The sequence below is a fragment of the Diaminobutyricimonas aerilata genome (assembly GCF_002797715.1).
In the GTDB taxonomy this organism is placed as follows: domain Bacteria; phylum Actinomycetota; class Actinomycetes; order Actinomycetales; family Microbacteriaceae; genus Diaminobutyricimonas; species Diaminobutyricimonas aerilata.
In genome coordinates, this window is the sequence record NZ_PGFF01000001.1 from 985,147 (window position 1) to 1,005,129 (window position 19,983).

Here is a 19,983-nt window from a genome sequence, read left to right on the forward strand (position 1 = left end):
GCGCGCCCCGCATCGCGCGGCCCCCGTCATGGGGTGATTGTGGGCATCTTGGGGGACAATCTTGTACCCCGAACCGTACCCCTGCTCTTGTGCTGCGCCGCGTTCGGCCCGTGGGAGGGTGGACGGGTGCTGAAGTTCTTGGCGCGCGTGTTCCTCGCCCCCCTCGCCCGACTCCTGTTCCGCCCGCGCATCGTGGGGCGACGGAACGTGCCGAAGGAGGGCGGCGTGCTGCTGGCGAGCAACCACCTGTCGTTCATCGACAGTGTCGTGATCACGCTCGTGGCGCCCCGCTCGGTGTCGTTCCTCGCGAAGTCGTCGTACTTCGACGGTCCCGGGCTCAAGGGCGCGATCTCACGCGCGTTCTTCACCGGAATCGGCGCCGTTCCGGTCGTGCGCGGCGCCGGTCAGGCGGCTCAGGATGCGCTCGACAAGGGCCTCGAGATCCTGCAGGCGGGCGACGCGTTCGCCATCTACCCCGAGGGCACCCGGTCCCTCGACGGACGGCTCTACAAGGGCCGCACCGGTGTCGCGTGGCTCGCGCTCACGGCCGGCGTACCCGTCGTGCCGGTCGCGCTGAGCGGCACGCAGGACATCCAGCCCGTCGGATCGAAGCGCATCCGCTTCGCCCGGGTGACCGTCGAGTTCGGCGTGCCGCTCGACCTGTCGAAGCACGGGGAGGCCTCGTCGGGCCGCGCCCGCCGCCAGGCGACGGACGAGGTCATGCAGGCCATCCAGCGCCTGTCGGGGCAGGAGCTCGCGAACGCCTACAACGAGCCGCCCCCGGCGAACGTGGCGGAGCGCATCCGCCGCGCCGTGCGCCGCGAGCGCCGCTGAGCGGTCGCTGAGCTCGTCGAAGCTCGTCGAAGCGCGGGCGCCGTCCCCGTCGCCGGCGGATGCGGCCCGAGGATCGGACCCGGGGACGTCCGCTAGCGGAGCGTGCGGCGCGAGCTGATGACGCCCGTGTCGAAGCCGAGCAGGTGCAGGCCGCCGTGGAAGCGGGCGTGCTCCACCTTGATGCAGCGGTCCATGACGACGGTGAGGCCGTTCTCCTCGCCGTAGCGCGCGGCCTCCTCGTTCCAGATGCCGAGCTGCACCCACACCGTCTTCGCGCCGATCTCGAGCACGTCGTCGATGACCGACGGGATGTCGCTCGCCTTGCGGAACACGTCGACGATGTCGGGCACTTCGGGGAGCGACTTGAGGTCGGGGTAGGCCTTCTCGCCGAGGATCGTGTCGGCGTTCGGATTCACGAAGTACACGCGGTAGGGGCTGGACTGCTGCAGGTACGTGCCGACGAAATAGCTCGAGCGAGCCGGGTTCGGCGACGCGCCCACGATCGCGATCGACTTCGCCTTACGCAGGATCGACAGGCGCTCCTTCGCATCCGGACCGAACCAGGTGCGCTGTGAGCGCAGCAGCTTCGCGAGCGGAGAGCTCGCGGGGATGGAACAGGTCAGCCCGTTCGCGAGCTGCCCGGTGATGGATTCGGTCTCCGTCGGTGCGATCGCCGTGTCGGTCATACCCGTCCTCCCGTCGCCAGGTTCAACGCCTGGTCGAGGTCGTCAACGATGTCCTCGACGTCCTCTATTCCCACACTGATGCGCACGAGGCCCGGTTCGACGCCCGCATCGACGAGCTGCTGCTCGCTCAGCTGCGCGTGCGTCGTCGAGGCGGGGTGGATGACGAGGGTCTTCGCGTCGCCGATGTTCGCCAAGTGGCTGGCGAGGTTGACGCTCTCGATGAACTTCTGCCCGGCCTCGCGGCCGCCCTTCACGCCGAAGCTGAACACGGCGCCCGGCCCCTTCGGCAGGTACTTCTGCGCGCGCTCGTGGTGCGGATGCGACGGCAGGCCGGCCCAGTTCACGTAGTCGATGCGCGGGTCGGCTTCCAGCCACTCCGCGACCGCACGCGCGTTGTCGACGTGAGCCTGGATGCGGTACGGCAGCGTCTCGACGCCCTGCGCCAGCAGGAACGCCGAGTGCGGCGCGAGCACCGGGCCGATGTCGCGCAACTGCTCGGCCCGCAGCCGGGTGAGGAACGCGTACTCGCCGAAGTTGCCGTGCCAGTTGAGTCCGCCGTAGGAGGGCACGGGGGAGTCGAACAGCGGGAACCGGTCGTTCGCCCAGTGGAAGCGCCCCGATTCGACGACGACGCCGCCGAGGGTCGTGCCGTGACCGCCGAGGAACTTCGTCGCCGAGTGGGTGACGATGTCGGCGCCCCACTCGATCGGGCGGTTCAGGTAGGGGGTCGAGATGGTGGAGTCGATGATGAGCGGCACGTCGGCGGCGTGCGCCACGGCGGCGAGGCCCTCGAGGTCGGCGATCTCGCCGGAGGGGTTCGAGATCGTCTCCGCGAACACGGCCTTCGTGCGGTCGGTGATCGCGGCGGCGTAATCGGCCGGGTCGGTGCCGTGCACGAACGTCGTCTCCACGCCGAAGCGGCGCAGGGTGATGTCGAGCTGGGTGAGCGAGCCGCCGTAGAGGCTCGCCGCGGCGACGATGTGGTCGCCCGCCCCGGCGAGGGAGGCGAAGGTGATGAACTGCGCCGAGAGGCCGCTGCCGGTCGCGACGGCGCCGAGGCCGCCCTCGAGGCTCGCGATGCGCTCCTCGAAGCTCGCGACGGTGGGGTTCGCGAGCCGGCTGTAGATGTTGCCGTACTTCTGCAGCGCGAACCGTGCCGCCGCATCCGTCGTGTCGTCGAAGACGAACGCGGTCGTCTGGTAGATCGGCAGCGCGCGCGAGCCGGTCACCGCGTCGGGGATGTTGCCCGCGTGGATCGCCCGCGTGCGGAAGCCGTATTCGCGATCAGCCATGCGCCCAGGCTAATCGCGCGCCGGAGGGCGTTCCGACGGGCGGCGTAACACTGTGACGCGGGGCTTGCGCGTCAGGAGAGTCGCACGGCGGCGAGCGCGAGCAGCGCGACGACGATCCACGACCCGAGTCCGACGACGAGCGCCCGCCACCCGGTCGTGACGAGCTCGCGCACCCGCACGGCGGTACCGAGCGCGAACAACGCCATCGCGAGCAACGCCGTCTGCAGCAGGTCGGCCCCGTGCAGCACCTCATCCGGCACGGGTAGGAACGAGCGGATGAGGACCGCCGCGACGAAGCCGACGACGAAGAGGGGCACGATCGGCGGACGCGGGCCGTCGCCCTCGCCGCGGCGTCGCTCCACGGCGGCGGCGACCGCGACCATGGGGGCGAGCATGATCACGCGGGTGAGCTTGATGACGAGAGCGATCGCGAGGGCGGCGGGGCCCGCGATCTGGGCGGTCGCCACGACCTGTCCGACGTCGTGCACGCCGGCGCCCACCCAGTGCCCGAACTGCTCGGCGTCGAGACCGAGCGGATGCTGCAGGGGCGGCAGCACGGCGATCGCCAGGGTGCCGCAGAGGGTCACGAGGGCCACCGGCGTCGCCGCATCCCGATCGTTCGCGCGCAGCGCGCCGCTCATCGCGCCGATCGCGGACGCCCCGCAGATCGAGAAGCCGGCAGCGATGAGCAACGGCTGGTCGCCGGGAAGGCGCAGCAGCCGTCCGAGCGCCCAGGTGATGACGAACGTGAGCACGACGACCGCGACGGCGCCGAGGATCGCCGCCCAGCCGAGCTCGGCGATGTCGCCGAGGCTGAGCTTCAGTCCGAGCAGCACCACCCCGATGCGCATGAGCCGCCGCGACGAGAACCCGAGACCCGGGCGCAGCGCCGCGGGCAGCGGCAGCTGGCCGACGAGGATCCCGAGCGCGACGGCCGCGGTGAGCAGCGGCACGGCCGGCACCGCCGTCGCGAGCGCCCAGGCGGCGAGCGCGGCGGCCGCGCACACCACGATCCCGGGCAGCACGCGCGTTGCGGTCATCGCCATCCGGGCAGCCAGTAGTGCAGCTGGATGAACCACCACGGCACCTGCGCGCCGGTCCACAACGGCAGGAAGAACGCGCTCACGAGCACGCAGAAGCCGAGGTAGATCGCCACGAGGCGGATGCCGCTGAGGCGCCTCCAGGTCGGGTCGTGCCGGGAGCCGAGGATGATGCCGATCACCGCCACGAGCCCGAGCACGAGGTAGGGCTCGAAGGCGATCGTGTAGAACTGGAACACCGTGCGCCCCAGGTACAGCAACCACGGCAGGTAGCCCGCCGCGAGCGCGATCAGAATGAAGCCGACGCGCCACTCCCGGTACCGCGCGAGCCGGTACACGAGGTACAGGCATGCGGCCGTGGCAGCCCACCAGATGAGCGGGTTCGCGATCCCCGTGATGCTCTGACCGCACAGGTCGGCGGTGCATCCGTCGTCGCCGGTCTCGACGCTGCGCCAGTACATGCTCGTCGGGCGGATCATGAGCAGCCAGGTGAGCGGATTCGCCTGATACCCGTGGGGGCGGTTCTCGCCGACGTGGTAGTTGTACATCGTCGCCTGGTAGTGCCACCAGTTCTGCAGGTCGACGGGAACCCAGGCGAGCAGCCCGCCCCAGGCGGTGTTGCCCTCCTCGACCCAGTGGCGGAAGTACCCGCCGTCGGTCGCGAACCAGCCCGTCCACGTCGCGAGGTAGGCGACCGCGGCGATCGGAACCGTGAGGAGGAAACTCACCGGACCCTGCTTGAGCACCGTGCCGGTGGCCCAGAACGGCACTCCCGCCCGGCGGCGCGCGACGGCGTCGACGACAAGGGTGTACACGGCGAGTGCCGCGAGGAAGTACAGCCCGCTCCACTTCACGCCGATCGCGAGCCCGAACGCGAGCCCAGCGACCATCAGCCACGGCCGCCACCACAGCGCCGGCCCCCAGTCGAGCCCCTTGCCCGCATCCGTGCGGCTGAGCACCCACAGGTCGAGTCGGCGTCGCGTCCACCGGCGGTCGAGCAGCACCGCGGCGACGCCGAGCAGTGCGAGCAACGTGAGGGAGCCGTCGAGCAGGGCGACCCGGCTCATCACGATCGCGTTGCCGTCGATCGCGAGCAGCCCGCCCGCGATCACGGTGAGAAGCGTGGAGCGGAACAGCGCCCACGCGACCGCCATGGTGACCGCGATGACGAGCAACCCGACGACGGCGGTGCTGAGGCGCCAGCCGACGGGGTTCTCCGCCCCGAACGCCGCGAGGCCCGCGGCGATGATCCACTTGCCGAGCGGCGGATGCGCGACGAAGCTCGGGTCGGTCGAGTACACGTCGGGGTTGCCGCCCGCGAACTGCTCGTTCGCGTCCTCACCCCACGACCCCTCGTACCCGAGGCGCATGAGCGTGTACGCGTCTTTCACGTAGTAGGTCTCGTCGAACACGAGGGCCTGCGGATGCGCGAGGTTCCACAGGCGCAGCACGGCGGCCACGAGCAGCACGAACGCCGGTCCGCCCCACCGCCAGAGCCGCGCGCGAGCGGGAGTCGCGAGCATCCGACCCCACCAGTCGTCGAGCCGCGTGCCGCGCGGCTCGTCGACGGCGGCGTGCGGCGTGCCGGAGGTGCCACCGGCGATGAGACGGTCGACCTCGCTGGGCGCGGGGGAGGGGTCGCTCGCGCTCACCCGGCCATCGTAGTTCGCCGCGTGGGCCGGGCCCGGGCGGGGGACGACGGCGTTCGCGGCTCCTCCGCGAACGCGCACGACGTCGAGAAACCGGTCGCTCTCGCCCTCTCCGGGGTCGCGCCCTCGTGCATCGGGGATGATGGCGAGGTGATCATCCTCGCCGCGACCCCGATCGGAAACCTCGGCGACGCCTCCCGCCGTCTCGTGGAGGCGCTCGAGAACGCCGAGACGATCGCGGCCGAGGACACCCGCACGGCGATCCACCTCATGCGCGCGCTCGGTGTCGAGAACCGGCCCCGGCTCATCCCCCTGCACGAGCACAACGAGACCGCCCGCGCGGCGGAGCTCGTCGAGGCGGCGCGCGACAGCGACCTGCTGGTGCTCACGGATGCGGGAATGCCGACCGTGAGCGATCCGGGCTTCCCCCTCGTCGCCGCCGCGGCCGAGGCGGGTGTGACGGTGACGGCGCTGCCCGGGCCGAGCGCCGTGCTCACCGCCCTCGCCGTGAGCGGGCTGCCGACCGACCGGTTCGCCTTCGAGGGATTCGTGCCCCGCAAGGGACGGGCGTCGTACTTCGATGCGCTCGCCACCGAGCGGCGCACCCTGGTGTTCTTCGAGTCCCCGAACCGCATCGGCGACACCCTCGCCGAACTCGCCGCATCCTTCGGACCGGATCGTCGTGTCGCCGTGTGCCGGGAGCTGACGAAGCTGCACGAGGAGGTCGTGCGCGGCACCGCCGCGGAGGTCGCCGAGCGCTTCGCGGACGGCGCGCGCGGCGAGATCGTGCTCGTGGTCGAGGGGGCCGGGGCGGTCACGACCGACCCGGCGGACGCGGTCGAGCGGGTGCTCGGACTCGTCGCCGGAGGCGCGCGCCTCAAGGAGGCGGCGGCCGACGTCGCCGCCGAGACGGGCCTCGGTCGTCGCGACCTCTACGAGGCGGCGCTCGCCGCTCGCCGCTCGCGCTGAACCGCGCCGGCGCTCAGCGCGCCGGCACGCTCGCGCTGAGCGCCTCGAGCTGCTGCTCGGTGAGCTCGAGCTCCGCCGCGGCGGCCGAGTCCCGGATCGACTCGGGCCGCGACGCCCCCGGGATGGGGATGACCACCGGGCTGAGCGAGAGCTCCCAGGCGAGCACGACCTGCTGCGGGCTGACGCCGAGCTCCTCGGCGAGCGCACCGAACGCGGTGTGTTCGCCGCCGACCTCGCCCGCCTTGCTGATTCCGCCGAGCGGGCTCCAGGGCAGGAACGCGATGCCGTGCTGCCCGCAGTAGTCGAGTTCGCCGAGCGAGTCGCGGTAGGCCGGGGAGAACTGGTTCTGCACCGACACGAGACGATCGCCGAGCACCTCGCGGGCGATCTGGATCTCGGCGATGGAGGCGTTCGAGATGCCCGCCATGCGGATGACGCCCTCATCGAGCAGGTCGACGAACGCGCCGAGTGATTCGGCGTAGTCGATCTGCCGGTCGGGTCGGTGGAACTGGTAGAGGCCGATCGCCTCGACCCCGAGACGGCGGGCGGACTCCTTCGCCGCCTTCTTCAAGTAGGCCGGATGCCCGTTGTTCTCCCACGGGGGGCTCGAACGGAAGATGAGTCCACCCTTCGTCGCGACGAGCACGTCCGACGTGTCGCCCGACCAGGTGCGCAGCGCCTCGGCGATGAGTTCCTCGTTGTGTCCCTGCCCGTCGGCCTCGGTCGTGTAGGCGTCGGCCGTGTCGATGAGGGTGATGCCCGAGTCCAGCGCCGCGTGGACGGTCGCGATGGACCGGTCGCGGTCGGGCCGGCCGGGGATCGACATGGGCATGCCGCCGAGGCCGATCGCGCTGACGGAGAGGGGACCGATTCGTCGCTGCTTCATGCGCGGCACTCTATGCGGGCGCGGGCCGCGTCCCCTTCAGCCTGGAGGAGCGCTGGACGAGCGCTGGTCGTCGGCCGCGAAGGGTCGTGCGCGGGCCACCGCCGTCACGGGCATCCGCGCCCCCGTAGACTCGACGCCATGCCCGGCGAGTCCTTCTACATCGCGACGCCCATCTTCTACGTCAACGATGTTCCGCACATCGGGCACGCCTACACCGAGGTGGCCGCCGACGTGTTCGCCCGCTGGCACCGTCAGCGCGGCGAGGACTCCTGGCTGCTCACCGGTACCGACGAGCACGGACAGAAGATCCTGCGCACCGCCGTCGCGAACAACACCACGCCGCAGCAGTGGGCCGACGAGCTCGTCGAGTCCGCGTGGAAGCCGCTGCTGAAGACGATCGACATCGCCAACGACGACTTCATCCGCACCACCGACGCCCGCCACGAGGAGGGTGTCACCAAGTTCCTGCAGAAGCTCTACGACGACGGGTACATCTACGCCGGCGAGTACGAGGGCTTCTACTGCGTCGGGTGCGAGGAGTACAAGCAGCCGAGCGACCTCGTCGACGGCACCGGGGAGTACGAGGGCCAGCAGGTCTGCGCCATCCACGGTCGTCCCATCGAGGTGCTCAAGGAGCGCAACTACTTCTTCCGCATGAGCCAGTTCGAGCAGCAGCTGCTCGACCTCTACGAGAACGAGCCCGACTTCGTGCGCCCCGAGAGCGTGCGCAACGAGATCGTGCAGTTCGTGAAGCAGGGTCTCGCCGACCTCTCGATCTCGCGGTCGAGCTTCGACTGGGGCATCAAGATCCCGTGGGACGACAGCCACGTCGTCTACGTCTGGTTCGAGGCGCTGCTGAACTACATCACCGCGATCGGCTACGGCGTCGACGACGAGCAGTTCGAGCGCCGCTGGCCCGCGATCCAGCTCGTCGGCAAGGACATCGCGCGCTTCCACGCGGTCATCTGGCCGGCGATGCTCATGGCGGCCGGCCTCCCGGTTCCGCGCGGTGTCTTCGGCCACGGCTGGCTGCTCGTCGGCGGCGAGAAGATGTCGAAGTCGAAGCTCACCGGCATCGCGCCGAACCAGATCACCGACACGTTCGGGTCGGATGCGTTCCGCTACTACTTCCTGCGCGCGATCACCTTCGGGCAGGACGGCTCGTTCAGCTGGGAGGACCTCAGCGCCCGCTACCAGGCCGAACTGGCGAACGGGTTCGGCAACCTCGCCTCGCGCGTCGTCGCCATGGTGCGGCGGTACCGCGACGGCGTCGTCACCGAGGGCGGCGCGCGCACCGAGGCGGACGAGCGCGTGCGTGCCGCGGAGCGCGCCGCGACGGAGCAGGCCGACGCGGCCATCGATCGGATGGCCATCCACGACGCGATCGCCGCGATCTGGCAGCTCGTCGACGAGCTCAACGGGTACATCACCGAGCAGGAGCCGTGGGCTCTCGCGAAGGACGAGGCGAACGCCGAGCGGCTCGACACCGTGCTGCACACCGCCGTCCGTGGGCTCGGCACCCTCGCCGTGCTGCTGTCGCCTGTGATGCCGAAGGCGACCGCCAAGCTGTGGCAGGCGATCGGCGGCACCGGCACGGTGCAGGAGCAGCCCATCGCCCGCGCGTACGAGTGGACCGCCGATCGGGCCGTCGAGGCGCTCGAGTCGGCGCTGTTCCCCCGCATCGAGAGCGAGCCCACGAGCGCGTGACGCGCCGGACGGAAGGACGAGCGTGACCGACCAGAACGACCTGTCGGCCTTCGTGCGAGCCCGCGCGACCTCCACCGAGCAGGGGCAGACCCGCGACCTGGAGTACCCGCCGCTTCCGGAGGCGCTCGTCGTGCCGGTGTACGACAACCACGCCCACCTCGAGATCGCCGACGGCGACCCGAGCGGCGAGAACGGTCCGTTCGACTACCGCGAGCACCTCGACCGGGCGTCGAGCGTCGGCGTGCGCGGCGCCGTGCAGGTCGGCACCGACCTGCCCACCTCCCGCTGGACCGCGGAGGTCGTGCACCGCGAACCGCGCCTGCTCGGAGCGGTCGCCCTGCATCCGAACGAAGCGCCGGCGCTCGACGCCGCGGGGGAGCTCGACGACGCGCTCGCCGAGATCTCCGAACTCGCCGCGCGGCCGCGCATCCGGGCGATCGGTGAGACGGGCCTGGACTACTACCGCACCGGGGAGGACGGCCGTGCCGCGCAGCTGCGGTCGTTCGAGGCCCACATCGCGATCGCCAAGGAGCACGGCATCGCGATGCAGATCCACGACCGCGAGGCCCACCGCGACGTCATCGAGACGCTCCTGCGGGTCGGCGCCCCCGAGCGGACGGTGTTCCACTGCTTCTCGGGCGACGCGGAGCTCGGGCAGATCTGCACCGACAACGGCTGGTACATGTCGTTCGCCGGCACCGTGACGTTCAAGAACGCGCACGACCTTCGTGAGGCGCTCGAGGTGGCGCCCCGCAACCTGCTGCTCGTCGAGACGGACTCGCCGTACCTGACGCCCACGCCGTTCCGCGGGCGTCCGAACTCGCCGTACCTCATCCCGCACACGCTGCGGGCGATGGCGGATCACCTCGGCACCGATGTGTCGATGCTCGCCGCGCAGATCTCCTCCAACACCGAACTCGTCTACGGCACGTGGGAGTCGGACCCCGTCGTGCTCCCGGAGTGAGGGTGGGCGCGCTGCTCGGGCCCGCCGAGATCCGGGATCTCGCCGACCTTCTCGGCATCCAGCCGACGAAGAAGCTCGGCCAGAACTTCGTCATCGACGGCAACACGGTGCGCAAGATCGTGCAGACCGCCGGCGTCACCGCCGACGACCGGGTGCTCGAGGTCGGTCCGGGCCTCGGTTCCCTCACGCTCGGCCTCACCGAGCTCGGCGCGCCGGTCACGGCGATCGAGATCGACAAGCGCCTCGCCGAGCAGCTGCCGCTCACGGTGCGCGAACTGCAACCGGATGCGCGGCTCGAGGTCGTGACGGCCGACGCGCTGCGCGTCACCGAGCTGCCGACCGAGCCGACCGCGCTCGTGGCGAACCTGCCGTACAACGTCTCCGTGCCGGTGCTGCTGCACCTGCTCGAGCACTTCCCGTCGTTGCGCTCCGGGCTCGTGATGGTGCAGGCGGAGGTCGGTCACCGCCTCGCCGCGGCCCCGGGCTCGAAGGTGTACGGCGCGCCGAGCGTGAAGGCCGCCTGGTACGGCAGCTGGCGCACCGCGGGCAACGTGAGCCGGCAGGTCTTCTGGCCGGTGCCGAACGTCGACTCGGTGCTCGTCGGATTCCGTCGCGAGGAGCAGCCGGGCACCGAAGCGGAACGGGTCGCGACCTTCGAGCTCGTCGACGCCGCCTTCCAGCAGCGGCGCAAGATGCTGCGTCAGGCCCTGTCGACCGTGCTCGGGGACTCGGCCACCGCATCCGCTCGCATCGCGGCGGCCGGCCTCGACCCGACCTCGCGCGGCGAGCAGCTCACGGTCGCGGACTTCCTCGCCATCGCGGGCACCGCCTGACCGCTCCGGCCGGCGGGGCGTCAGCGCAGGGAGACCGCGTCGATGACGCTCGGGTCCGGCGCCGGAGCCCCGGGCAGGCGGCCCGAACTGCGCAGCTGGTAGGTGATGAGCGGCAGTGCGCGGGAGACGGAGAGCTGGATGCGCTCGTCGAGCTCGCTGGAGGTGACGCGGTAGTCGGTGAAGTCGTTCTCGTTGCCGAAGATGCCCAACGGCAGGGTGAGCGCCTGGAAGAACCCGAACAGCGGACGCATCTGGTGCTCCACGAGCAGCGCGTGACGGTCGCTGCCGCCGGTCGCGGTCAGCACGACGGGCTTGTCGACGAGCGAGTACTGCCCCACGTAGTCGAAGAAGTGCTTGAAGATGCCGGTGTAGGCGGCGCGGTAGGCGGGCGACCCGGCGACCACCACATCCGCCCGCTCCACCGCGTCGAGGGCGCGGCGGGCCGGCTCGCCGAGTTCGGAGCGTGAGGTGCCCGTGGCGAGGTCGGGCACGATGCCCGCGAGCTCGATGACCTCGGTGTCGGCGCCGAGGTCCTTCGCGAGCGCGTCGGCGACGGCGACGACCAGGGCGGTCGTGCGCGACGGGCGGGTGAGGCTGCCGCTCACCCCCACGATGCGGATGCGATCGGTCACGGGGATCCCCTTCCTCGGTGGGCGTTTCCATGCTCGCCGTGCCCGCCCCGGCGTGCCAGTCGCGTGACCTCGCGTTACGCGGTTCGGACCCTCCGGCATTCCCGGCTAGGTTGGAAACATGACCGTGCCGGCCGCCTCCGCCGTCGTGCACGCGAGGGCGCCGGGCAAGATCAACGTCTTCCTCAAGGTCGGCGCCCTGCTCGACGACGGCTACCACGACGTGGCGATCGCGTACCAGGCGGTGTCGCTGTTCGAAGAGGTGCGCGTGCGCCACGCGGACGACTTCTCGGTGAGCCTCACCGGCAGCGTCGAACTCGGCCGTGTGCCGACCGACCCGTCGAACATCGCCATCCGCGCGGCACGGCTGCTCGCCCGCACGACGCGGTACCTCGGCGGCGTGCACATCGACATCGAGAAGAACGTGCCCGTCGCGGGCGGCATGGGCGGCGGCTCCGCGGATGCCGCGGCGACGCTCATCGCGTGTGACGCGCTGTGGCGCACCGACCTGCCGCGTGAACAGCTGCTCGCGCTTGCGCGCCAGCTCGGAGCCGACGTGCCGTTCGCGATCACGGGCGGCACCGCGATCGGCACCGGCCGCGGCGACGAGCTCTCTCCCGCGCTCGCGAAGGGCCAGTTCCACTGGGTGCTGGCCGTTGCGGACTTCGGGCTCTCGACCCCGACGGTGTACACCGAGCTCGACCGGCACCGGGAGCGTCACGCGCGCGACATCTACCCGGCCGACCCCACGCCGACGGTCGACGCGCACGTGCTGCAGGCGCTGCGCGCCGGCGACCCGCACATGCTCGCCGAGTGCCTGCACAACGACCTGCAGGCACCGGCCCTGCACCTCGAGCCGTCCCTCGCGGAGACGCTCGAGCTCGGCGAGGCGAACGGCGCGCTCGTCGGCATCGTCTCGGGTTCCGGTCCGACCGTCGCCTTCCTCGCCGCCGACCTCGACAGCGCCCTCGACCTGCAGGTCGCGCTCTCCGCAGCCCGCCTCAAGGCCGTGCGGGCGACCGGCCCGGTGCACGGCGCCCGCCTCGTCACCGACTGACGGGACACCGCCGGTCGCTGAGCCCGCCGGTCGCTGAGCTCATCGAAGCGACCGCAACGTGGTGCTCCCTTCGACAGGCTCAGGGAGCGACGACTCCGCAAGCACGCACCGGTTGCTGAGCCTGTCGAAGCGATGACCCCGGGTGCTCCTTCGACGGGCGCAGGGAGCGGCCGGTCAGCGGCGCAGCGCCGCCCGCGAGAGCCGGTTGCCCACGAGCTGCACGAGCTGCACCAGCACGATGATCACGCCGACCGCGGCCCACGTGACGACCGGGTTCCAGCGGTGGTGTCCGTAGGTGAGCGCGAAGTCGCCGAGCCCGCCGCCGCCGACGGTGCCCGCGACCGCGGACATGTCGATCACCGCGACGAACACGAACGTGACGCCGAGGATGAGCGGTCCGAGCGCCTCGGGAACGAGGAGCGTCGCGATGATGCGCCACGGTCCGGCGCCGGTTGCGCGCGCCGCCTCGATGACCCCGGGCTCGATCGTCACGAGGTTCTGCTCCACGATGCGCGAGAAGCCGAACGCCGTCGCGATCGCGAGCGGGGGGACGACGGCGGCGGTGCCGAGGAAGGTGCCCGTGAGCAGCGAGGTGAGCGGGATGATCGCCACGAGCAGGATCACGAACGGGATCGGGCGCACGAAGTTGACCACGACGTTGAGCACCGCGAACACGACGCGGTTGGGCAGGATCGACCCCGCGCGCGTGACGTAGAGGGCCGTGCCGACGATGAGTCCCGCCGCGCCGCCGATCAGCATCGTGAGCGCCGCCATGTACAGCGTCTCGCCGAGCGCTTCGAGGGCGAGGGGTCCGTGCAGGTCCCAGTCCCAGCCGACGTTCATCGTGCCGCCTCCAGTTCGAGCTCTTCGTGCCGGCCGTCGTCGGCGCCCGGTTCCTCCACCTCGGTGACCTCGCGCAGGGCGGCGATGACCGCATCCACGCCGTCGTCCGGTCCGGTCAGTTCGAGCGTGAGCGATCCGAACGAGCGCGCCTGCAGCGAGCCGATGCCGCCGAAGACGATCTCGAACCGCACGCCGTGCGCGCCCGCATCCGAGAGCACCGCACCGACCCGGCTGCCGTCGACGACGCGTGCGGTGACGATGCGACCCGGATGGGCGCTGCGCAGCCGCTCGAGCGATTCCGCGTCGGGGCGGTCGTGCAGCACGCTGCCGACGAACCGCTGTGCGGTGTCGCTGCGCGGGTTCGAGAACACGTCGAACACGGTGCCCTGCTCGACCACCCGGCCGGCGTCGAGCACGGCCACCCGGTCGGCGATGGCCCGCACGACCTCCATCTCGTGCGTGATGACGACGATGGTGACGCCGAGCTCGCGGTTGACGCGGCGCAGCAGGTCGAGCACGTCGCGGGTCGTCTCGGGGTCGAGCGCGCTCGTGGACTCGTCGGCGAGCAGGATGCGCGGGGAGGTCGCGAGGGCGCGGGCGATCCCTACACGCTGCTTCTGTCCGCCGGAGAGCTGGTCGGGGTAGGCGTGAGCCCGATCGAGCAGGCCCACGAAGTGCAGCAGCTCGGCGACGCGGGCATCGCGTCGTGCCTTCGGCCAACCGGCGACCTTGAGTGGATACGCGACGTTGCCGGCGACGGTGCGCGAGCGGAAGAGGTTGAACTGCTGGAAGATCATGCCGGTGCGGGCGCGCACCGGGCGCAGCTCCCGTTCCCGGATGGTGCTGATGTCGACCCCGTCGACCACGAGCCGGCCGCTCGACACGCGTTCGAGCCCGTTGACGAGCCGCACGAGGGTGCTCTTGCCGGCGCCGGAGTACCCGATGATGCCGAAGACCTCGCCCGGTCGGATGCCGAGGGTCACGTCATCGACGGCGGTGACCTCGCCGCTGGGGGTGCGGAAGGTCTTGGTCACATTCTCGAACTCGATGATGTGGGTCATCGGCTGCTCCTTTTTCACGACAGCGGAGCGGGGCCGTCTCGCGACGACCCCGCTCCGACCGGTCACTTCGCGGCGTCGCGCTTCTGCTTCTCGATCGAGGCGAGTCGCTCGCGCAGCTCCTCGCCGTCGAGCTCGATGACGACGGCGGTGCCGCCGGACTGCTCGACGACCGCATCCGTGACCGCCTTCGAGTGGTACAGCTCGGCGATCTTCAGGTACGTCTCGTTGTCGACGTCGTCGGCGCGCGCGGCGATGACGTTGAGGTACGGCCAGCTCTTCGGGTCCTCGGGGTCGACCGAGAACAGCGCGCTGTCGGGGTCGATGCCGGCGTCGCTCGAGAAGTTGTTGTTGATGATCGCGCCGTCGGCGGACTGCAGCGCGGCGGGGGTCTGCGACGCCTCGACCGGGATGACCGTCACGCGGGAGTTCGCGGCGTCGATGTCGGCCGGCGTGGGCACGAGCGGCTCGCCGGTCAGTTCGACGAGGCCGGCGGCCTCGAGCACGCCGAGCGCGCGGCCCTGGTTGCTCGGGTCGTTCGGGATCGCGATCTGAGCGCCGTCGGGGATCTCCTCGACCGAGTCCCACTTCTCGCTGTACAGGGGCAGCGGCACGATGATCGTCGATCCGATCGGCTGCAGGTCGTCGCCGGTAGCGATGTTGTGGTTCGAGAGGTAGTCGAGGTGCTGGAACGCGTTGAGGTCGGTCTCGCCGGCGGCGAGGGCCGGGTTCGGCAGCGGGTACTCGGTGAAGTTCACGAGCTCGAGCTCGATGCCCTCCTCCCCCAGCAGATCGTTCAGGATCTGCCAGTGCGGCTGGGCGGCATCGGTCACGCCGATCTTCACCGTGGTGACCTCCCCGCCCTCCTCCGTCGCGTTCGCGGGTCCGCTCAGAAGCGGCGGCACGAGCAGGAATGCGGCGATGACGACCGCGACGATCGCGGCGGCGATGCCCACGATGAGGCCGGTGCGGCGACGCGGCTTCTCGGGAAGGACGGGGGCGGACTGGGACATGGGGGATCTCCTCGGTGCTGTGTGCCGGTGCTCGTGCGACGCGGTCGTCGTGGCCCGGTCGGCGGGGTGTGCCGCCGGTGCGAACCCACGATGACGAGTGCGTGGACGGGTCGCAAAGAATGTTCAGAAGTGTGACGGTGCGTGACGTAACACTTGCGCGGCGGCGATTCTGCGGCCGCATCCGAAGGTTCTTCATACTTCGCAACATCCGTCGACGTGACGGCCGGCGCCCGTCAGGATCGCCGTCATGAGCACGCCCCTGAGCGCCCCGCCCACCGATCCCGCCGGGCCGACCACCGCATCCGCGTCGGCCGCCGAGTACGACCGGATCGCCGACGTCTTCCGGCCGATCATCGACCGCATCGCCGCCGATGCGGTGGAGCGCGAGGAGCTGCGGCTGCTGCCCTTCGAAGAGGTCGGCTGGCTCAAGGAGGCCGGATTCGGCGCGTTGCGCGTGCCGGTCGAATACGGCGGATGGGGTGTCAGCCTCGCCGACCTGGTGCGGCTGCTCATCGAGATCGCGGCCGCCGACTCGAACGTGCCGCAGCTGCTGCGCGGGCATATCGCGTTCGTGGAGACGCAGCGGGCGCTGCCCGACACTCCGCAGCGTCGGGAGTGGTTCGAGACGATCGCCGACCGGCGCATCCTGTTCGGCAACGCGCAAGCGGAACGCAGCGGCACGTCGGCCACCTCTACGACCCTCGAGCAGCGCGACGGTCGGCTCGTGCTCAACGGCCGCAAGTACTACAGCACCGGCACGCTCTTCGCGGACTGGATCTGGTCCGCGGCGCGGTGGGACGACGCCCCCGTCGCGCTCGCCGTGCCCGCGCGGGCCGACGGGGTCGCCCGCATCGACGACTGGGACGGGTTCGGGCAGCGGCTCACCGGCAGCGGCACGACCGTCTTCGACGACGTCGAGGTCGACCCGCGCCACGTGCTGCCGTTCGATGAGAGCGCGGAGCATCGTCCGCTCGCCTACACGTCGGGTCTGTACCAGCTCGTGCTGCTCGCCTCCCTCGCCGGGATCGCGCGGGCGGCCGAGCGGGAGGCGGTCGCGTTCGTGCGGCCCCGCACACGGACGTTCGGGGTGGCGGGGGAGTCCGTGCCACGCGCCGACCCGCTCGTGCAGTCCGTCGTCGGCCGCGTCGCATCCGCCCGGTTCGCCGCGGAGTCGATCGTGCTCGAGGCCGCGCGGCGACTCGAGGAGGCGGACCTGGCGCGCCGCTTCGACGACTCGGATGCGGGCCGCTACGAGGCGGCGTTGATCGCGGTCTTCGAGGCGCAGCAGACGGTGATCGATCTCGTGCTGCGCGCGACGACGGACCTCTTCGAGGTCGGCGGCGCATCCGCCACCTCCACCTCCCTGCGCCTCGACCGGCTCTGGCGCAACGCCCGCACGATCGCGTCGCACAACCCCGCGATCCAACGGGCGGCGCAGATCGGCGCGTACCACCTCGACGGCACGCCCCCGCAGGCGGGCCCGCCGCGCGCGCCGCGCGCCTGACGCTGGCGCGGCCGCGCGCCGTCCTGCTGCCGAAGTCGCAGCTCCGCACAGTGCGTGACCGCCGCACTGTGCACGACTGCGACTTCGATGCCGCGTTCCTCGTCCTCCCCAGCCGCGAGGATGAGGTCCGGTTGCAGGGAGGCGGATGCACCGGCTCGCGGCCGGCAGACAGCCGTCACGCTGGAGCCGTGACAGCGAGACGGCCGCTTCCCCCGGCGTTGCCGGCCGACGGCTTCGCGTCCGCCGAGGCGCGTCGACTCGGCGTCGCGAGGTCGCGCCTGCGGGCGAGCGACGTCAGCGCGCCCTTTCGCGGCGTGCGTATCATCGCCGAACCATCCGGCCTCCGAGCTCGCTGCCGCGCCTACCTCGCTACCGCGGTCGACGGCGCCGTGTTCACTCACGTCACCGCGGCCGTGTTGCTGGGGATCCCTCTTCCCCGTCGCCTCGAGTCGCAGTGGGCGATCGACGTATCGGCTCCCGTCGCGGTGCCCCGGATGCGCGGGGTGCGCGGTCATCGCATCGGATCCGTTGCATGGTGGGCCTGCCGCGACGTCGGTGGGCTACCCGTCGTCACACCGGAAGCCGTCTGGGTACAGCTCGCCTCGTACCTCGAACTCGAGGACTTGGTGGTGGCGACCGACCACCTGCTTCGCCGCAAGCGACCACAGTCCACGTCGGAACGTCTCATCGACACTCTGGCGCGGGCAGGCGGGGCCCGCGGCGTTCGACGGCTCCGTGAGGCCATGGACCTTGCACGCCCGCTCACGGATTCCCCGATGGAGACGCGCCTGCGCCTCCTGCTCGTGCGGAACGAATTTCCGGAGCCGGTCATCCGGCACCCGATCCACGACGACACCGGCGCCTTCATCGGGCACCCGGATCTCGCCTACGTCGCCGAGCGGATCGCGTTCGAGTACGAAGGCGAGGGGCATCGCCTCCATCGCACGACATTCGTCGACGACATCGACCGTCGGGAGCGGATGGAGGACGCGGGGTGGCGTTGCGTCCGTGTGGTCTCCGACGACATCGCGCGGCCGCACGCACTCCTCGAGCGCACGCGCCGGCTGCTCCATCAACGCCGAAGTCGCAGTTGAGCACAGTGCGCGCGCATCGCACTATGCGCAACTGCGACTTCGGAGGGAGCGGGCGTGCAGGGCTTCCGGCACGGACCCGCGGTCGGAGCGACGCCGCCCGCGCCGTTAGGCTCGACGGATGGCGCATCTGCTCGGGGCCGAGGGTATCCGGCTCGAGTACCCGACTCGCGTCGTGTTCGAGAACGTGACGGTCGGGCTCAGCGAGGGCGACCGCATCGGCGTGGTCGGACGCAACGGCGACGGCAAGTCGACGCTGCTGCGCATCCTCGCCGGTCGTCAGGAGCCGGATGCGGGTCGCGTCACCCGGCGTCGTGGTGTCACGCTCGGCATGCTCGATCAGGCGGACGAGCTGCCCGACGACCAGACGGTGCTGGATGCGGTGGTCGGCGGCCGTGCGGAGCACGAGTGGGCCGGGGACGCGCGCATCCGTGACGTGATCGCCGGGCTCGTGCAGGAGATCCCGTGGGACGCGCAGCTGCGCGACCTCAGCGGCGGTCAGCGGCGCCGCATCGCGCTCGCCGCGCTGCTCACCCGCGACTGGGACCTCGTGTTCCTCGACGAGCCGACCAACCACCTCGACGTCGAGGGGGTCGCGTGGCTCGCCGAACACCTCAAACGACGGTGGCCCGCGGGCTCGGGCGGACTCGTGGTGGTGACCCACGACCGGTGGTTCCTCGACGAGGTCTCCACCGACACGTGGGAGGTGCACGACCGCATCATCGAGCCGTTCGAGGGCGGTTACGCCGCCTACGTTCTGCAACGCGTCGAGCGGGACCGGATGGCCGCCGCATCCGAGGCGAAGCGCCAGAACCTCATGCGCAAGGAACTCGCCTGGCTGCGCCGCGGCCCGCCCGCGCGAACGAGTAAGCCGAAGTTCCGCATCGACGCGGCGAACCAGCTGATCGAAGACGAGCCGCCCGTGCGCGACAGCGTCGGCCTCAGCCGCCTCGCCGTGTCGCGACTCGGTCGCGACGTCGTCGATGTGCTCGGCGCAGGCGTCGAGTTCGACGGGCGCACCGTGCTGCGCGACATCGAGTGGCGCATCGCGCCGGGGGAGCGCACCGGCATCCTCGGGGTGAACGGCGCGGGCAAGTCGACCCTGCTCGGTCTCATCGCCGGCACCGTGCAGCCCACCTCCGGGCGGGTGAAGCGCGGCAAGACGGTGAAGATCGCGATCCTCGACCAGCGCTTGACCGAGCTCGATCCGATCCTCGACGACCGGGTGCGCGAAGTGCTCGCGCGCCAGCGCAGCTCGTACGTCGCGGGCGGCAAGGAGCTCACGCCGAGCCAGCTGCTCGAGCGGCTCGGGTTCTCGTCCGCGCAGTTGAGCACGCCGATCAAAGACCTGAGCGGCGGGCAGAAGCGGCGGCTGCAGCTGCTGCTCATCCTGCTCACCGAGCCGAACGTGCTCATCCTCGACGAGCCGACCAACGACCTCGACACCGACATGCTCGCCGCGATCGAGGACCTGCTCGACTCCTGGCCGGGCACCCTCATCGTCGTGAGCCACGACCGCTACCTCATGGAGCGCGTGACCGATCAGCAGTACGCGATCCTCGACGGCACGCTGCGGCACCTGCCCGGCGGGGTCGAGGAGTACCTGCGGCTGCGGCGCGAACGGGATGCGGCGAACGCCGTCTCGGCGAAGGTGACGGATGCGCCGGCGGCCGGGCTGTCGGGTTCCGAGCGGCGCGCCGCCGAGAAGGAGCTCGCGTCGATCGACCGCCGCATGCAGCGGGTGTCCGGAGAGCTCGCGGCGTTCGGCGACCGGTTCGCCGCCCACGACCAGTCCGACTACGAAGGACTCGCCCGCCTGCAGGAGGAGCAGCGCCGACTGCAGGCCGAACTCGACGAACTCGAGGGCCGCTGGCTCGAGGTCGGGGAGGCGCTCGAGTGAGTTCGAACGCCGCTGCCGCCCGCCCTAT

The 19,983-nt window shown here is 71.1% G+C and carries 18 protein-coding genes; 9 read left to right on the forward strand and 9 right to left on the reverse strand.

The annotated features are described in order from the left end of the window. The first annotated feature begins 126 nt into the window (after positions 1-126). Complete coding sequence (locus tag CLV46_RS04755; protein WP_100363715.1) at positions 127-834, forward strand: lysophospholipid acyltransferase family protein; 708 nt, start codon at positions 127-129, stop codon at positions 832-834. A 92-nt stretch (positions 835-926) separates the two neighbouring features. Here the strand turns inward: CLV46_RS04755 and CLV46_RS04760 are convergent, their stop codons facing one another. The 4 genes from CLV46_RS04760 to CLV46_RS04775 form a co-directional block, all read right to left on the reverse strand. Beyond that, entirely contained in the window at positions 927-1,520 is a 594-nt protein-coding gene (locus CLV46_RS04760) for a CoA-binding protein (protein WP_100363716.1), read from the reverse strand. Beyond that, positions 1,517-2,812, reverse strand: a complete 1,296-nt coding sequence (locus CLV46_RS04765) for an O-acetylhomoserine aminocarboxypropyltransferase/cysteine synthase family protein (protein ID WP_100363717.1) — start codon at positions 2,810-2,812, stop codon at positions 1,517-1,519. The genes CLV46_RS04760 and CLV46_RS04765 overlap by 4 nt, the downstream gene beginning before the upstream one ends. 71 nt (positions 2,813-2,883) lie before the next feature. Continuing rightward, positions 2,884-3,858, reverse strand: coding sequence for a YeiH family protein (locus CLV46_RS04770; RefSeq protein WP_100363718.1), 975 nt, complete (start codon positions 3,856-3,858; stop codon positions 2,884-2,886). Beyond that, positions 3,849-5,504: a dolichyl-phosphate-mannose--protein mannosyltransferase gene (locus CLV46_RS04775; protein WP_245866520.1), complete on the reverse strand. Its 1,656-nt coding sequence runs from the start codon at positions 5,502-5,504 to the stop codon at positions 3,849-3,851. Before CLV46_RS04775 ends, CLV46_RS04770 begins: the two co-directional genes overlap by 10 nt. Before the next feature lie 147 nt (positions 5,505-5,651). Here CLV46_RS04775 and rsmI point away from each other — a divergent pair, with 147 nt between their 5' ends. Continuing rightward, the gene (rsmI, locus tag CLV46_RS04780) at positions 5,652-6,470 is read left to right on the forward strand and encodes a 16S rRNA (cytidine(1402)-2'-O)-methyltransferase (protein WP_100365898.1); all 819 of its coding nucleotides are present in this window, start codon (positions 5,652-5,654) and stop codon (positions 6,468-6,470) included. A gap of 13 nt (positions 6,471-6,483) precedes the next feature. Here rsmI and CLV46_RS04785 read toward each other — a convergent pair whose 3' ends face one another. Continuing rightward, entirely contained in the window at positions 6,484-7,356 is an 873-nt protein-coding gene (locus CLV46_RS04785) for an aldo/keto reductase (protein WP_100363719.1), read from the reverse strand. Positions 7,357-7,494: 138 nt separating this feature from the next. Between CLV46_RS04785 and metG the strand changes: the two genes are divergently transcribed. Genes metG through rsmA form a run of 3 tightly spaced genes read left to right on the forward strand, consistent with a single transcriptional unit; the run spans position 7,495 to position 10,860 of the window. Next, a complete protein-coding gene (metG, locus tag CLV46_RS04790; RefSeq protein WP_100363720.1) occupies positions 7,495-9,063 on the forward strand; it encodes a methionine--tRNA ligase in 1,569 nt (522 codons plus the stop codon). 22 nt (positions 9,064-9,085) lie between these two features. Continuing rightward, positions 9,086-10,027, forward strand: a complete 942-nt coding sequence (locus tag CLV46_RS04795; protein WP_100363721.1) for a TatD family hydrolase — start codon at positions 9,086-9,088, stop codon at positions 10,025-10,027. A 2-nt stretch (positions 10,028-10,029) separates the two neighbouring features. Next, positions 10,030-10,860: a 16S rRNA (adenine(1518)-N(6)/adenine(1519)-N(6))-dimethyltransferase RsmA gene (gene rsmA, locus CLV46_RS04800; RefSeq protein WP_100363722.1), complete on the forward strand. Its 831-nt coding sequence runs from the start codon at positions 10,030-10,032 to the stop codon at positions 10,858-10,860. A gap of 20 nt (positions 10,861-10,880) precedes the next feature. Here rsmA and msuE read toward each other — a convergent pair whose 3' ends face one another. Beyond that, a complete protein-coding gene (msuE, locus tag CLV46_RS04805; protein ID WP_100363723.1) occupies positions 10,881-11,492 on the reverse strand; it encodes an FMN reductase in 612 nt (203 codons plus the stop codon). 118 nt (positions 11,493-11,610) lie between these two features. On the opposite strand from msuE, the gene CLV46_RS04810 reads away from it, so the two are divergent. Then, positions 11,611-12,546, forward strand: coding sequence for a 4-(cytidine 5'-diphospho)-2-C-methyl-D-erythritol kinase (locus CLV46_RS04810; RefSeq protein ID WP_100363724.1), 936 nt, complete (start codon positions 11,611-11,613; stop codon positions 12,544-12,546). 174 nt (positions 12,547-12,720) lie between these two features. Here the strand turns inward: CLV46_RS04810 and CLV46_RS04815 are convergent, their stop codons facing one another. The 3 genes from CLV46_RS04815 to CLV46_RS04825 all read right to left on the reverse strand — a co-directional run bounded on the left by CLV46_RS04815 (position 12,721) and on the right by CLV46_RS04825 (position 15,460). Beyond that, the gene (locus CLV46_RS04815; protein ID WP_100363725.1) at positions 12,721-13,389 is read right to left on the reverse strand and encodes a methionine ABC transporter permease; all 669 of its coding nucleotides are present in this window, start codon (positions 13,387-13,389) and stop codon (positions 12,721-12,723) included. Then, complete coding sequence (locus CLV46_RS04820; protein ID WP_100363726.1) at positions 13,386-14,450, reverse strand: methionine ABC transporter ATP-binding protein; 1,065 nt, start codon at positions 14,448-14,450, stop codon at positions 13,386-13,388. The genes CLV46_RS04815 and CLV46_RS04820 overlap by 4 nt, the downstream gene beginning before the upstream one ends. Before the next feature lie 62 nt (positions 14,451-14,512). After that, positions 14,513-15,460, reverse strand: a complete 948-nt coding sequence (locus CLV46_RS04825) for a MetQ/NlpA family ABC transporter substrate-binding protein (RefSeq protein WP_100363727.1) — start codon at positions 15,458-15,460, stop codon at positions 14,513-14,515. Between the two features lie 247 nt (positions 15,461-15,707). Here CLV46_RS04825 and CLV46_RS04830 point away from each other — a divergent pair, with 247 nt between their 5' ends. The 3 genes from CLV46_RS04830 (at position 15,708) to CLV46_RS04840 (ending at position 19,955) form a co-directional block, all read left to right on the forward strand. After that, complete coding sequence (locus tag CLV46_RS04830) at positions 15,708-16,964, forward strand: acyl-CoA dehydrogenase family protein (protein WP_100363728.1); 1,257 nt, start codon at positions 15,708-15,710, stop codon at positions 16,962-16,964. A gap of 68 nt (positions 16,965-17,032) precedes the next feature. Next, a complete protein-coding gene (locus CLV46_RS04835; RefSeq protein WP_157802229.1) occupies positions 17,033-18,058 on the forward strand; it encodes a hypothetical protein in 1,026 nt (341 codons plus the stop codon). 118 nt (positions 18,059-18,176) lie between these two features. Then, positions 18,177-19,955: an ABC-F family ATP-binding cassette domain-containing protein gene (locus CLV46_RS04840; RefSeq protein ID WP_100363730.1), complete on the forward strand. Its 1,779-nt coding sequence runs from the start codon at positions 18,177-18,179 to the stop codon at positions 19,953-19,955. The last annotated feature ends 28 nt before the right edge of the window (positions 19,956-19,983 follow it).